The sequence below is a fragment of the Gemmatimonadales bacterium genome (assembly GCA_036500345.1).
In the GTDB taxonomy this organism is placed as follows: domain Bacteria; phylum Gemmatimonadota; class Gemmatimonadetes; order Gemmatimonadales; family GWC2-71-9; genus Palsa-1233.
Genome location: DASYCE010000015.1, coordinates 171887 through 184899, shown reverse-complemented (window position 1 = coordinate 184899; position 13013 = coordinate 171887). Strand labels below are relative to the sequence as shown.

Here is a 13013-nt window from a genome sequence, read left to right as displayed (position 1 = left end):
GCGATCTTACTTGCATCTATGGTGCTGAGAGGACCGGTGATCAGTATGAGCGACCCAGTTCGACGTGCCAAGCGACGCGTCAGCGCACCGGACGGAACGGAGGTCGAAATTACGGTCGAACTGTATGCAGATGGATCGCAGACAATCAAGATCGATCTTCACGCGCCGGCGCGGCCAGGTGGTATTACCATGCAGCAGATTTCGGATGAATATGTGACACCGCTTGTGAAGCTTGCCGTCGAATCGCTCAAAAAAGAGTAGTTGGCTCGCCGTCAGGCGGTTTGGAGTCGAAGCTCCGGAATTCGCGGCGTGACCTCGAGACGAGCATTGGACGGGGTCGGCGTCCGCCGAACCTCCGGCAACCACCCGGGATGGGCCGGCCGGGGAACATCTCTGCCGAGCCTCGCGAGCGTCGTAAGATGCGCGGCCAATGCAGGCGTCAATTCGTGAATTGCTTCATCCTCAGTGTCTGCCGCGACGAAAAAGCCTGGGAGCTCGTCGATCTCGATCACATAGGCGCCCGATCCGTCGAGGTCGGGGCCGCCACGGAATGTCCAAGCGGCAAAGAGGATCGCCCTATCAATTCCGGTTTCGGTCATTTCTCTCTCCCCTGAGCAAGAGCGACCTTCGCCGCTCGCTTAACATACACTGGAAGCAGCTGGCCAGTGCCCTTATCTACTGACTGGATCACAGCTTGGCAGTCTTCGTGCCACCATATTCGGTGCGACCCGCCGCCGCCAGATTCCTGCCAGCCCAACGCCCTAAGCGTCGACGCCAATTCGGAATAGCGCACACCCGTTGCCTTTCCCGAAAGCCATTCGTTCAGCGTCGATAACGCCTTCGAGTGATTCATCTTACGAGAACGGCGTAAAACCCGCACGTATCGACCTGCGACCCCTCTCGCCAGAGATCAAACGAGTATTTCCCCGCTTGGGGGATGGTGAGTTGGCTGATCGAGATAATGATCGGATGATTCTCCATCTCGCCTTCAAGCTCTGGGGCGTTGCCGACTTGGGAAATCGTGAGATGGACCGGCAGTGGGGGAGCAAGAAGTCCGCCGTCTGCGTCCACGAGCCTGAGATCGAGATCCACTTGCGCGCCGATCTCAGCTGCACCGACTTCCATCGAAGCGACATAAACAAATCCGCCCCACATCATCGGGTAAGCGGTCGCCCGGATCGCGTTGAACTCGCCGAGGATGTTCAACTTCCCTTCTTGGGAGATGTTTGCGGCGTCGGCTAACAACGTGAATCGAATCTTCATTGGCGCCCCATTTCCCGTCCCTTGTGAACATCTGCGGCGGTCGCTGGCTTCGGCTCAATAATCGCGTTGTTCAGTACCCCGATACACTGCCGGATGTCCCATGCAACGTCCCTCCATAATTCGTCTGAGCCGCCAGGGTCGGCTCGCATTTCCATGATCGCCGAAAATGCGTCGCCTTCCTCAACGATTGTCGCGGTCGCGGAGAGGAACGACTGGAACAACGCATCAATGGCCATCCGCTGGTTACTTCCAAGACTGCCGGCAAGCACAGCGAGTTTCGTCATTCGGGCCTCGGCGCGATCCATATGCTGACCGAGCATCCCGCGTCGCGTGGCACGGCCGGTCCATTCGCGTAGATGCTGCCCCGCGATTCCAGGTGCGGACCAGCTGAACATTTGGCGTCGGAGGAGCACAGCGATCGCGCGCGCCTCTACCCCCGCTGCGAGCCGCTCCTCGTTCTTTCTTACGTGATCTAGCCACAACTGGACGCCGGCGAATCCGGCGAGCAGCACCGTTGCTGCCGCTTCCGCCAGCGGCGCCCATGACTCCGGTCTTGTGAGAATGCCCACGACGAGGATGGCTCCCGCCGCAAGGGCGCCGGCGGCCACGATCGCCACGCTAATCAGCGTGGCTGGGCCAAACCTCTCCCAGCTTGCTCTCATCGACCTAAGCCGGCCGCGGCGCACCGCAATGCTTGCAGAATGGCTCCGACGACTCGGTCGGGCTGATCCACTCGTGCCCCTCGATCGCACAGACTGCGGCCGGATTGACGTTGTTGAGCGCTTCGAGTCGCTCGTGCTCTGGGCGTTCGGCCAGGCGCCGGCGACGCTGTTCGGCCGCCCAGCCCGAGTCGCCGATGACCTCTGCCATTTGTCCTCCAATGTCTGTGACTACGACCTTGTGACTACAGCAAACTGGCGATCAGCGCCTCTTCCTGAATGCATTGCTATTGTTGATGTTACCTGATCGGGGCGCCGGGATTTGAACCCGGGACCTTCCGCTCCCAAAGCGGACGCGCTACCGGACTGCGCCACACCCCGTCGATCGTGCGACGGTGAAGTTACACCGCCCCACCCCCGCCGAAAACGCCGACGCTCACCGTCCGAAACGGCGTTCAGCCCGCGCCTGCATCTTCACCCCTCCGACATCCCCTTGACGCCCACCACGCCCCACGGTAGCTATACAGAGATAGATATGTATAGCTAGGCAGGGGACTCATGGCGAAACCGAAGAACGACATCCTCCAGGGCACGCTCGCCCTCCTCGTCCTCAAGACGTTGGCGAGTCGCGGCCCGCTCCACGGCTACGCGATCACCGCGCACATCCAGCACGTCTCGGCCGACTTGCTGCGCGTCGAGGAGGGATCGCTCTACCCCGCCCTCCACCGCATGGAACAGCAGCGGCTGGTGCGTGCCGAATGGGGGATCACCGAGAAGAATCGCCAGGCCCGCTTCTACGCCATCACTCCCGCCGGCCGACAGGCACTCACCGACGAAGAGGCGAGCTGGGCGCGGCTGACGAGTGGCGTTCGCCGCGTGCTGCGCTACGCCTGATCTTTCCTCCTACCCCCGGCGGCTCCGATGGCATGGTTCGACCGTCTTCGCAACCTGCTGCATTCCAATCGCCACTCGACCGCGCTCGATCGCGAGATCGCCTTTCATCTGGCGGAGCGCGCCGATCATCTGACGGCGTCGGGCCTCAGCGACGATGCCGCGCGCGCGGAAGCGACACGCCGCTTCGGCAATCGCACCGGCCTCAAGGAACGGACGCGAGACGCCGACACCTTCGCCTGGCTCGATGCGCTGATCGCCGACCTGCGGTTGACGCTGCGAGGCCTGCGCGCCAATCGTGGTTTTGCACTCGTCGCAGTGATCTCCCTCGCGCTGGGCATCGGCGCCAACACCGCGATCTTCTCGCTGATCAATGCGGTGATGCTGAGGTCGCTGCCGGTCCGGCATCCGGAGACGCTACTCCAGGTGGCGATGAGCAACGGTCAGGACAACACATTCACGAACCCCCTCTGGGAGGAGATCCGCAGACACAACGATCTCTTTCAGGGGCCTTTTGCCTACGGGCAGGACCGGTTCAATCTCGCCACGGGCGGCGAAGCACGAAACGTCAGCGGTGAATGGGTAAGCGGCGGCTATTTCTCGTCGCTGGGCGTCCCGGCAATTCTCGGGCGCACCATCGCCCTGTCGGATGACATTCGCGGCTGCGCGCCGATCGCGGTGATCAGCTACGGGCTCTGGCAGACGGAGTTCGGCGGCGCCAGGAGCGCGATCGGCAAGACGCTGACGGTGAATTCGCATCCGTTCACAGTGGCCGGTGTGCTCGACCCGAGCTTCTTCGGCATGACCGTCGGCCGACAGTCGCAACTCTATCTGCCGATCTGCAGCGAGCCGATCGTCGACGGCGGCCAGGACGGCCTCGACGGCCGGAGCAACTGGTGGCTGAATATCATGGTTCGGCCCGTCGCAGGCGCCACCGCGGCCCAAACCGGTGCCCGCCTCGCCGCCCTCGCGCCGAGCATCATGACGGCAACGCTCCCTTCCGACTGGCCACCGGACCTGCAGTCGAGCTATCTCAAACGGACCCTCACCGTCACGCCCGAAGCCAACGGGTTCTCCTCGTTGCGGCTGCAATACGCCGGGGCGCTCCGCGTGCTGATGGTCGTGGTGGCGCTCGTGCTGCTGATTGCCTGCGCCAACGTCGCGAATCTCCTGCTGGCGCGTGCCACCGTCCGTCAACATGAAGCCGCGATCCGACTGGCACTCGGCGCGGGGCGCGCTCGATTGATTCGCCAGATGCTGACCGAAGCGATGCTGCTGTCGCTCGCGGGCGCCGCTCTCGGCGTGATCTTCGCCGGCTGGGGCGCCAACCTCATCACCAGCTTCCTCTCCGCCGGTGGAAGCACGGCGTGGCTCGCCCTCGGCATCGATTGGCGGGTCCTGGCCTTCACCACTGCGGTGGCGCTGGTGAGCGGCGCCTGTTTCGGTCTCGCGCCGGCGTGGCAATCGGCGCGTACCGATCCGCAGGCCGCACTCAAGGCGCATGGCCGCAGCGTCGTCGGCCGCGGGCGCCGTCAGGCTGGCTGGGTGCTGGTCGCCGGCCAGGTGGCACTGTCGTTCGTGCTGCTCACCTCAGCCGGTCTGCTCCTCGGTTCGTTCAGGAATCTCACGACACGACACGCCGGCTTTCAGCGTTCCGGTGTCCTGCTGATGCAAGCCGACCTGGTCGACGACACTCCCGTCTCTACCGATGCCATCCTCGAGCGAATGCGCGCGCTCCCCGGCGTTCGTTCCGCGGCGTTGTCATCGATGACCCCGATGGGTAGTCGGGGTGAAAATGGACTCCTCAGCGCAGACGGCTTTCATCCCGCCAACAAGATGGATGCGCTCGCCTGGGTGAATCGTGTGAGTCCCGGATATTTCGCGACGGTGGGCACGCGCCTACTTCGCGGCCGCGACATTGGTCCTGGAGACGGCGCCGGGTCGTCCAGCGTCGCACTGATCACGGAGACCGTCGCACGACGACTGTTCGGTACGCTCGACCCGATCGGCCGGCAGTTCCGCCGGAGCATGGGGAACAACACCAACCCGCAGTTCGAGGTCGTCGGAGTCGTGGAGGACTCGAAGTTCCGCTCGCTTCGCGACAGCGTCGGGATGGTGATCTACATTCCGGCCGCGCAACGTGGGTCACCGGTCAAGAACTTCAACATCGAGCTTCGCAGCGACATTCCGCCGGGCGCACTCGTGAACGGCATGAAGAGCATCATGGCCGACATGGCGCCCACCGCCAGCCTCGAGTTCAGCACGCTTGAGGAGCTGGTGGCGCGATCGCTGAGCCGCGACCGACTCCTCGCGACGCTTGCGACATTTTTCGGCGGATTGGCGCTGCTGCTGGCACTGATCGGCTTGTACGGCACGATGGCGTATCAAGTCGCCCGGCGACGCAACGAGATCGGGATTCGCATCGCGCTCGGCGCAGCGAGCCGGCGGGTCGTGCGAATGGTGCTGGGCGAAGTGAGCCGGGTGGTCGTCGCGGGGATCGTCGGCGGCGTTGCATTGGCACTCGTCGCCACACGGTTCATTGCATCCTTTCTCTTCGGGCTCACCGCGAACGATCCGACAACGTGGGTCGGCGCCATCGCGGTCCTCCTCCTCGTTGGGCTTGTTGCCGCCGCGATACCGGCGAGGCGCGCATCGCGGATGAATCCGATGGCCGCGCTCCGGGAGGAATAGGGGGGTCCGGGGATCCCCTTCCCGCGCATTCCCTTGACTCGTATATGCCAATGTCGGTATATACCTGCCATGGTATCCACGTTTACCGTCGTCGCGGAACCGAACCGCCGGGCGATCCTGACCCTCCTTGCCGCCTCGGACCGCTCCGTCGGGGAGATCGAGCGTGCGCTGCAGCTGCCGCAGCCGACGGTCTCCAAGCACCTGCGCGTCCTCCGCGAGGCCGGCTTTGTCGAGGCGCGCGTCGATGCGCAGCACCGGCTCTATCGGCTGCGCCCGGAACCGCTCCGCGAAATCGACAGCTGGCTGGCGCAGTTCCGCCGGCACTGGTCACGGCACGTCGATGCCCTCGAGCAACATCTCGGCCGGATGGAAAAGGCCCACACCGCGAAAGGAAGAAGGAAACCGTGAACGAACAGACGAAGTACACGCCGAGTGATGCAGTTCACGCCGAGGTCGACAAGTCGGCCGAAGTCTGGACGCTGATTGTTCGGCGAGAACTCCCCTACGCCCCCGACAAGGTGTGGCGCGCGTTGACCGATCCATCCGAACTGCGCGAATGGGCTCCGTTCGATGCCGATCGCGACATGGGCAGCGTCGGACCGGTCACGTTGACCACCGTTGGCGCGCCATCACCCCAGGTCACCGAGACGCGGGTCAAGGTCGCCGAGGCGAATCGCGCGCTGGAGTTCAACTGGGGCGGCGGTGATCAGGATCTGCGCTGGGAGCTCGAGCCGCTTGCGAATGGCGGCACGCGGCTCACCCTCTGGCACCATATCGACAAACGATTCATCGCGATGGGGGCCGCCGGATGGCACGTCTGTCTCGATGTGCTCGACCGCTTCCTTGGTGGAGAGCCGATTGGCCGCACTGCCGGGATGGAGACGATGAAGCTCCCCGCGTGGCAGCAGCTACTCGCCCGCTATTCGAAGGAGTTCGGTGTGGAAGCGCCGAAGTGGGCTCCGCAGAAGGCGTAGGCCGCGGCGCGCTCAGCGAAGAGCGAGGGGAGGCGCCATCACGGACGGTTCCGTGCCGGCGCCTTCCACGCCGGGACGCCCGGCAGGACAGGAAGGACCTCGGCGAGCGTGGTTCCCCGCTGCATCGAAGGGACGCCGTGGACGTACACGACGAGTCCGTCGATCGGAGATGGCACGTCGCCGGTTCGGGCGCCGAGAAGATCGGTAGTGTAGCCAAGGGGCTGCCCCTTCTTCACCATGGCACCGTGAGGGACCGCCGCGAAGAACGCCCCCGGCCCCTGCGCCGCAATACGAGGTGCTGCGGCGTCGAGCCAGACCGGCGCATACGACGGGGTCCGCCGCCGGTCGATCATCTTGAGCGCGCCGAGAAGGTTGAGGCAGCCGTTGTCGACATTGGCGATGTCTCCATCGGTCACGACGCCACTTCGTCCGACGCCGACGAGAATCACCGGCTTCCCCTGCAGGAGCGCCTGCCCGTCGATCCGGCTTCCCACTCGCGGCGAGGCGGCATCGCGATCGATGATCTGGATGTGCTTGAGGCCGAAGGCGATCGCAAGCCGAACGCTCTCGGAATCAGGACCGGCGCGCCCGCCGCGCACCGCCGCGGAAAACGGAATGCCGATGTCTTCGTCGAGATCGCCGCCGTGGAAATCGACGATCACGTTCGCCTGGTTGACGACTTCGCGCATCAGGATCGCCACGGCGCGGTAGCTCTGGGTCCCGCTGCTGTCGCCGGGCCAGACGCCGAGCATCGATTTCCTGTCGGTCGGATTGCGCGCCGGCGTCATGGACGTGAATGACGGCACGTTCACGACGGGGATGATGATGACGGTTCCTGCCAGCGTCTTCGGATCGATCTTCGGCACCAGTCGCTGCATCCCGATGATGGTGCTGTATTCGGTTCCGTGCTGCCCCGATACCAGCGCCAGGACCGGCCCCGGGCGCGCGCCGTGAATCACCGCGACCTGCATCACGTAGCCGGAGTCGACTCCGGCAGGGACGGTGATTGTGCCAGTCGCCCGTTCGCCGCGCCGGGCCGTTGCCGTGCCCACGGTGAAGGTCGGTGCACTGTTGACCGGCGGCGCCTGCGCGATGAGGGGCGTGACCGGGATTGCGGCAACGACGAGCGACAGCGTGATGTACGCGGCGCGATGCATGGCGAGCTCTCGGAAAGTTGATCGTGGGGGATGCGGGAATATACTGCACCGGCCATTGGCGCACCGCACACCGGAGCCGGAGCTGCTTCAGTTATTCCGGAGCGTGTCGAGTGGATTGGTCGCTGCGGCCTTCCTGGCCGGGACGATGATTGCGAGGAACGCGGCACAAACGAGAGCCGCCGGAATCGCCGCGAAGACGAGCGGATCGAGCGGACTCACTCCGAACAGGAAGCGACTCATGACCCGCGTCGTGGCGACAGCGAGCGCCATGCCGATGGCGCCACCGATCGCGACGAGCCGCATTCCTTCGCGGAGCACCATCCGCATCACCGCGACACGGTCGGCGCCGAGCGCCATGCGAAGGCCGATCTCCCGGGCGCGTTGACTCACGCGATACGCGAGCGTGCCGTACAGTCCGATGAGCGCCAGGAGGAATCCGAGCGCACCCATCGCACCGGTGACGATCGCCGCGATTCGTTGGGGAAGGAGCGCGACGCTCGTTGCTGCGTCGAGTGTGGTCGAGACCGGTTGCGGAAAGATCGGATCGATCCCGTGCACCGCGTCTCGAATTGCCGTGCCGAGGGCAGCGACCTGACCGGATGTCCTGACGAGGAGATGAGTCGCGCTTCCCCAGTGCTGCGTCAGCGGCAGGTAGATGAACGGAAGGGGTGCTTCGTTCAGGGAGGCATACTTGGCGTCACGCGCGACTCCGACCACCGTCATCATCCCCTCGTCGCCGGTCACCGTTCGGCCGATCGGATCGACCCCGGGCCAATAGGTTTGCGCGAAGGTCTGATTGATAACGGCAACCTTTGGCGACGTCGCCTTGTCATCGACCCCGAACTCTCGGCCTTCCACGATCGGAATGCCCGTGACCTTGAAATAGTCGGCGCCGATCGTCGCCAGGTCCAGATCGACCTTACCGTCGGGATGCTCGCCGGTCCTCGCCTGATACCCCTCGACAGCAAAGTCCTCCGAATAGACCGAGTTGCTGAGCGGAAGCGGCTGGATGAACGACACGGCCGCGACATTGCCAGTCGCGAGCAATCGGGTCTTGAGCTGGTCGTAGAACTCTCGCGCGCGATCGTCCGAGTAACCGGCGCTGCTGACGTCGAGCGCTGCGGTGGACACGCCGGTCGTGGTAAAACCCGTCGGGACCTGCAACCCGCGGTAGAGCGCACGCAGGAAGAGCCCCCCCGACATGAGGAGCACCAGCGAGACCGCGAGTTGCGCAGTCACCAGCACCTGCCGCAGCGATGATCGGCGCGTGCCGGCGCCAGCGGTGCCAGTACGGAGGCCAGCGCTCGGATCGACCCGGGTTGCTTCGAACGCCGGGGCGAGACCAAAGGCGACGCCGGTGATGAGCGCGACGCCGAGTGCGATGGCAAGGACGCGATAGTCGGGACTCAGATCAACGGTGACGGGCACTTCGAGGCGCAACGGGACTCGGCTCGCGATGCGGGTGCTCCAGATGGCGATCAGGTAGCCGCCAGCCGCACCACCGAGGAAAAGCACCACGCTCTCGGTGAGCAATTGCGCAATGATCCGTTGCCGCCCGGCGCCGAGCGCGACGCGTATCGCCATCTCGTGGCGTCGCGCCGTCGCCCGGGCGAGGAGCATGCCGGCGACATTCACGCTGGCAATCAGCAGCACCAGCGTGGCGACCACGAGAAGGAGCGCGATGAAGGAGACCAGGGTGCCGTGGGCGTCGCCGGGGACGCCGGTGGCAGCGCTGATCGCCATGCCGGCGTCGGGATCGACGTCGCTCGAGGTCGCCTTGAGTCGCGCGAGTATCGTCGCCGCCTCGGCGCTCGCCGCCGCGATGGTCGCGTGGGGCGCGAGCCGGCCGACAAGCATCAGCCACGACCCGCGTGGGTTCGAGAGGAGTGCGGTCGCCGGCCGCAGCTGATCAGTCATCCCGAGTGGGACCCATGCATCGGTGCGTACCAGCGGCGCGACGCCGCGGAATGCGGCAGGTGCCACACCGATCACCACATACGGCGAGCCGTTGACAGAGACTGCTTTTCCGATCAACGCCGAGTCGCCACCAAACCGCTGCCGCCAGAATCCTTCGCTCAGCACGATCTCGGCGTGCGCGCCGCGCGCCCTGTCGTCACCGGTGGCGAAGAATCTCCCGAGCAACGGCCGAACGCCGAGAACGGCGAAGTAATTGTCGGACGCGAGATTCGCGAACGCGGTGGTTCCCTGTGCGCCAGCGGTGATGGTGAGCTGCGCGGCCGACCACGCCGCAATCCCGCTCAGGAGACGGGACTGATCGCGAAGCGCAACGTAGAGCGGATACGAGGAGGTGCGGGGCTCGCGGCCCTGGGGACCCGCCGTGCGATTGAGATCGACCACGCGATCGGGGGCCTCGATGCCGGGAATCGGACGGAGGAGGAGCGCGTTTGCAGCGCTCACAATCGTCGTGACGGCACCGCTGCCGAGGGCGATCGCCAGCACGGCGACGACGGTGAACGTCGGGCTCTTCCCCAACATGCGCAACGCAAAGCGGGCGTCCTGGATCAGTCGCGTGACGAGCACGGTACCATGCGCATCGCGCACCTCTTCGCGTACGTGGCCGAGGCCGCCCAGTCCGAGCGCCGCTTTCCGTTGCGCTTCGATCGGATCGAGTCCCGCCTGTCGATGCTTCGATGCCTCCTGCTCGAGATGAAACTGCAGTTCGGCGTCGATCTCGCGCGTCACGGTGCGAGACCGCATGAGCGCGCGGAGACGGTAGCGCAGGTCGCTCCAGACTCGGGACAGCATGCGGTCAGCTCATCCGCAGGACGAGGGCGACGGCATCGGAGAGTCGCGCCCAGTCGCGCGTCTCGTTCGCCAGCTGGCGTTCGCCACTCCGGGTCAGCTGATAGAACTTCGCCTTGCGGTTGTTGTCGGATGCTCCCCATCGCGCCTTGATCCATCCGCGGCGCTCAAGGCGGTGCAGCGCGGGATACAGCGATCCCTGCGGCACCTGAAGCGTGTCGCGCGACACCTGCTGAATCCGCTCCGATATCGCCCAACCGTGCATCGGCGTGAGGGAAAGCGTCCGCAGGATCAGGAGATCAAGCGTTCCCTGCGGCAGGTCGAGGCGGGTGTCGGTCATCTGCGGCGCTCCCCATGATGCTTCTACAGGAAGGCGAGAGATATCGGTTGTCTTGTAGAAGTGCAAGGGGTCACGCCAGGCGGCACGGCGCGTTGCAGCGGTGCGACGCGGGAACGTCTAGCCGACGCGAAGCGCTTCGACCATCGCTGCCACCGCGCGGGCGCGATGGGAGACGCGACCTTTTGCTTCCGGCAACGCTTCCGCGAAGGTGCACTGCAGGTCGCTGGAGTAGAAGACGGGGTCATAGCCGAATCCGCCGGTCCCGCGCGGTGCGTCGAGAATCTTTCCCTCGCATGATCCGGCGACGATCCGGTCCGGATATGCTGCCCGCACCAGCACGAGGACAGTCCGGTACCGCGCCGTCCGGTCGCGGTCGGGGATGCCGGCGAGTCGATCGAGGAGTGCCGCAACATTTCGCTCGGCGACCACCTCGTCGGGGCCATCGAGTCCGGCGAATCGCTTCGACCGCACCCCCGGCGCGCCGCCGAGGGCATCGACCTCGAGCCCGGAATCGTCGGCGATCACGGGTATGCTGACCTGCCGCGCGAACCAGCGCGCCTTGGCGGCGGCGTTGGCTTCGAAGGTGGCATGCGATTCGATCAGTGCTTCGTCGGGGGAGGGATCGATGCCGAAATCATCAGGAAAGAGGATCTGGCCTGCGATGGGCCGAAGGAGGGTCCGGAATTCCTTCTGCTTGCCCACGCTTCGCGTGGCGACCAGCACGCTCTTCATCCGCCGAGGGCCGCTCGCTGCAGTTGAAAAAGCTGCTGCAGTCCGCGATCGGCCAGGTCGAGCAGTGCATCAAGCTCGCGGCGATCGAAGGTACCGTGCTCGCCGGTTCCCTGCACTTCGACAAAGGCATCAGGTTCGAGCATCACGACGTTGGCATCAACCTCGGCATCGCGGTCCTCGAGATAGGCAAGATCAAGTCGATGTTCGCCGGCGACCTTTCCCACCGATACCGCTGCGACCAACCTGCCGAACGGCGATGGCCGTCCGGTACGCTCGGCGAGCCAGGCGCAGGCGTCGTGGAGTGCGACGCACGCACCGGTGATGCTGGCGCACCGTGTCCCACCGTCGGCAACGAGGACATCGCAATCGACCTTGATGGTGAATTCACCGAATGCGAAGGTCGTCATCGCGGCACGCAGCGACCGGCCGATCAGCCGTTGAATTTCGTAGGTCCGACCGCCGGGGCCGTGGCGCTCGCGATCGTTGCGCTCCGACGTGGCCCGCGGCAGCATCGCGTATTCGGCGGTGACCCATCCCTCGCCGGATCCCTTCTTGAATCGAGGCACACCCTCTTCGACGCTGGCGGTACAGTGGACCAGGGTGCCGCCCATCCGGACCAGGCACGACCCTTCGGCAAAAGGATTGGCTCGGCGTTCGAGTACCGCAGGGCGCAGGTCGTTCGGATTGCGGCCATCAGGACGTGCCACGAAGTCGCTCCAGAAGTCGGGTGGTCGATCGATCTGCGACCAGCGGAATGACTTCGACGCGGCCGCCGCGGGCGCGCACCAGGTCCGCGCCGACGATCGTCTCGGGAAGATAGTCCGCTCCCTTGACGAGAATGTCGGGCGCAAGCGCGGTGATCACGGCAAGCGGTGTCGGCTCCTCGAAGGGGACGACGCAATCGACCGCTCCGATCGCGGCGACGACGAGGGCACGGTCGGCGGCCGGCACGAACGGACGGTCGCTCCCCTTGCCCAGCGATCGAACCGATGCGTCGCTGTTGATTCCGACGATCAGCGACGCGCCGAGGGCTCGTGCCGCCTCAAGAATGGCGATGTGACCGACATGAAGAAGATCGAAGACGCCGTTGGTAAATACGACCGGGGATGCTGCCTCTGCCCGCCAACGAACCGCTTCCTCGACCGAGAGGATCTTCGCCGCGCTCCCGGTCACCGGCGTCAGAGCGGCTCCTCAGCGTGGGGTGCGAAATGCACCTTCTTCACGCCGAAAATCGGGATATTGACCAGTTCATCGTACTCGGCGCGAATCGTGATCAGCTGCGGATGGGTTCCGTGGCGCTTGATCGAGACCTTCCGGGCGGCGGCCGGGAGTCCGAGGGAGTCGACTTGCAGGGATAGGCGGACGCGGATCTGTGAATCGGGCAAGGTGCTCGCGAAGCGCGCATTGAAGCGCATCTCGGCGGCGTACTGCTCGTACCGGAACCAGGGCGGGCCGATGCGGACCGCCAGAAATCCGATGAAGGCGAGGACAAGGATCGTCCCCAGGCACCCGATATTGCTGCGTCCGGCTCGATCGGTCATGA

The 13013-nt window shown here is 65.1% G+C and carries 16 protein-coding genes and 1 tRNA gene; 5 read left to right on the top strand and 12 right to left on the bottom strand.

Annotated elements, in window-relative coordinates; genetic code table 11:
- Positions 1–45: 45 nt before the first annotated feature.
- On the top strand, positions 46–261 hold the full coding sequence (locus VGM20_08600) for a hypothetical protein (GenBank protein ID HEY4100921.1): 216 nt from the start codon (positions 46–48) through the stop codon (positions 259–261).
- Between the two features lie 11 nt (positions 262–272).
- Here the strand turns inward: VGM20_08600 and VGM20_08595 are convergent, their stop codons facing one another.
- The 5 genes from VGM20_08595 to VGM20_08575 all read right to left on the bottom strand — a co-directional run bounded on the left by VGM20_08595 (position 273) and on the right by VGM20_08575 (position 2303).
- On the bottom strand, positions 273–599 hold the full coding sequence (locus tag VGM20_08595; protein ID HEY4100920.1) for a type II toxin-antitoxin system HicB family antitoxin: 327 nt from the start codon (positions 597–599) through the stop codon (positions 273–275).
- A 250-nt stretch (positions 600–849) separates the two neighbouring features.
- Positions 850–1263: a hypothetical protein gene (locus VGM20_08590; GenBank protein ID HEY4100919.1), complete on the bottom strand. Its 414-nt coding sequence runs from the start codon at positions 1261–1263 to the stop codon at positions 850–852.
- Positions 1260–1880, bottom strand: a complete 621-nt coding sequence (locus VGM20_08585) for a hypothetical protein (GenBank protein HEY4100918.1) — start codon at positions 1878–1880, stop codon at positions 1260–1262. Before VGM20_08585 ends, VGM20_08590 begins: the two co-directional genes overlap by 4 nt.
- Positions 1881–1929: 49 nt before the next feature.
- The gene (locus tag VGM20_08580; protein ID HEY4100917.1) at positions 1930–2133 is read right to left on the bottom strand and encodes a hypothetical protein; all 204 of its coding nucleotides are present in this window, start codon (positions 2131–2133) and stop codon (positions 1930–1932) included.
- Positions 2134–2229: 96 nt separating this feature from the next.
- Positions 2230–2303, bottom strand: a tRNA-Pro gene (locus tag VGM20_08575).
- Between the two features lie 177 nt (positions 2304–2480).
- Here VGM20_08575 and VGM20_08570 point away from each other — a divergent pair.
- The 4 genes from VGM20_08570 to VGM20_08555 all read left to right on the top strand — a co-directional run bounded on the left by VGM20_08570 (position 2481) and on the right by VGM20_08555 (position 6478).
- On the top strand, positions 2481–2816 hold the full coding sequence (locus VGM20_08570; GenBank protein HEY4100916.1) for a PadR family transcriptional regulator: 336 nt from the start codon (positions 2481–2483) through the stop codon (positions 2814–2816).
- A gap of 27 nt (positions 2817–2843) precedes the next feature.
- On the top strand, positions 2844–5504 hold the full coding sequence (locus VGM20_08565; GenBank protein HEY4100915.1) for an ABC transporter permease: 2661 nt from the start codon (positions 2844–2846) through the stop codon (positions 5502–5504).
- A gap of 69 nt (positions 5505–5573) precedes the next feature.
- On the top strand, positions 5574–5912 hold the full coding sequence (locus VGM20_08560; GenBank protein ID HEY4100914.1) for a metalloregulator ArsR/SmtB family transcription factor: 339 nt from the start codon (positions 5574–5576) through the stop codon (positions 5910–5912).
- Positions 5909–6478 (top strand): SRPBCC family protein, encoded by a 570-nt coding sequence (locus VGM20_08555; protein ID HEY4100913.1) that lies wholly within the window; start codon positions 5909–5911, stop codon positions 6476–6478. Before VGM20_08560 ends, VGM20_08555 begins: the two co-directional genes overlap by 4 nt.
- Before the next feature lie 38 nt (positions 6479–6516).
- Here VGM20_08555 and VGM20_08550 read toward each other — a convergent pair whose 3' ends face one another.
- The 7 genes from VGM20_08550 to VGM20_08520 form a co-directional block, all read right to left on the bottom strand.
- On the bottom strand, positions 6517–7635 hold the full coding sequence (locus VGM20_08550; protein HEY4100912.1) for a succinylglutamate desuccinylase/aspartoacylase family protein: 1119 nt from the start codon (positions 7633–7635) through the stop codon (positions 6517–6519).
- An 87-nt stretch (positions 7636–7722) separates the two neighbouring features.
- Positions 7723–10401: an ABC transporter permease gene (locus tag VGM20_08545; protein HEY4100911.1), complete on the bottom strand. Its 2679-nt coding sequence runs from the start codon at positions 10399–10401 to the stop codon at positions 7723–7725.
- A gap of 4 nt (positions 10402–10405) precedes the next feature.
- Positions 10406–10738, bottom strand: a complete 333-nt coding sequence (locus tag VGM20_08540; protein HEY4100910.1) for a PadR family transcriptional regulator — start codon at positions 10736–10738, stop codon at positions 10406–10408.
- Positions 10739–10855: 117 nt separating this feature from the next.
- On the bottom strand, positions 10856–11461 hold the full coding sequence (locus tag VGM20_08535; GenBank protein HEY4100909.1) for a non-canonical purine NTP pyrophosphatase: 606 nt from the start codon (positions 11459–11461) through the stop codon (positions 10856–10858).
- Between the two features lie 5 nt (positions 11462–11466).
- On the bottom strand, positions 11467–12177 hold the full coding sequence (rph, locus tag VGM20_08530; GenBank protein HEY4100908.1) for a ribonuclease PH: 711 nt from the start codon (positions 12175–12177) through the stop codon (positions 11467–11469).
- Positions 12164–12643: an adenylyltransferase/cytidyltransferase family protein gene (locus VGM20_08525; GenBank protein HEY4100907.1), complete on the bottom strand. Its 480-nt coding sequence runs from the start codon at positions 12641–12643 to the stop codon at positions 12164–12166. The genes rph and VGM20_08525 overlap by 14 nt, the downstream gene beginning before the upstream one ends.
- A gap of 5 nt (positions 12644–12648) precedes the next feature.
- Positions 12649–13011 carry a hypothetical protein gene (locus VGM20_08520; protein HEY4100906.1) on the bottom strand — a complete coding sequence of 121 codons (363 nt, stop codon included), beginning with the start codon at positions 13009–13011 and terminating at the stop codon, positions 12649–12651.
- Positions 13012–13013: the final 2 nt, after the last annotated feature.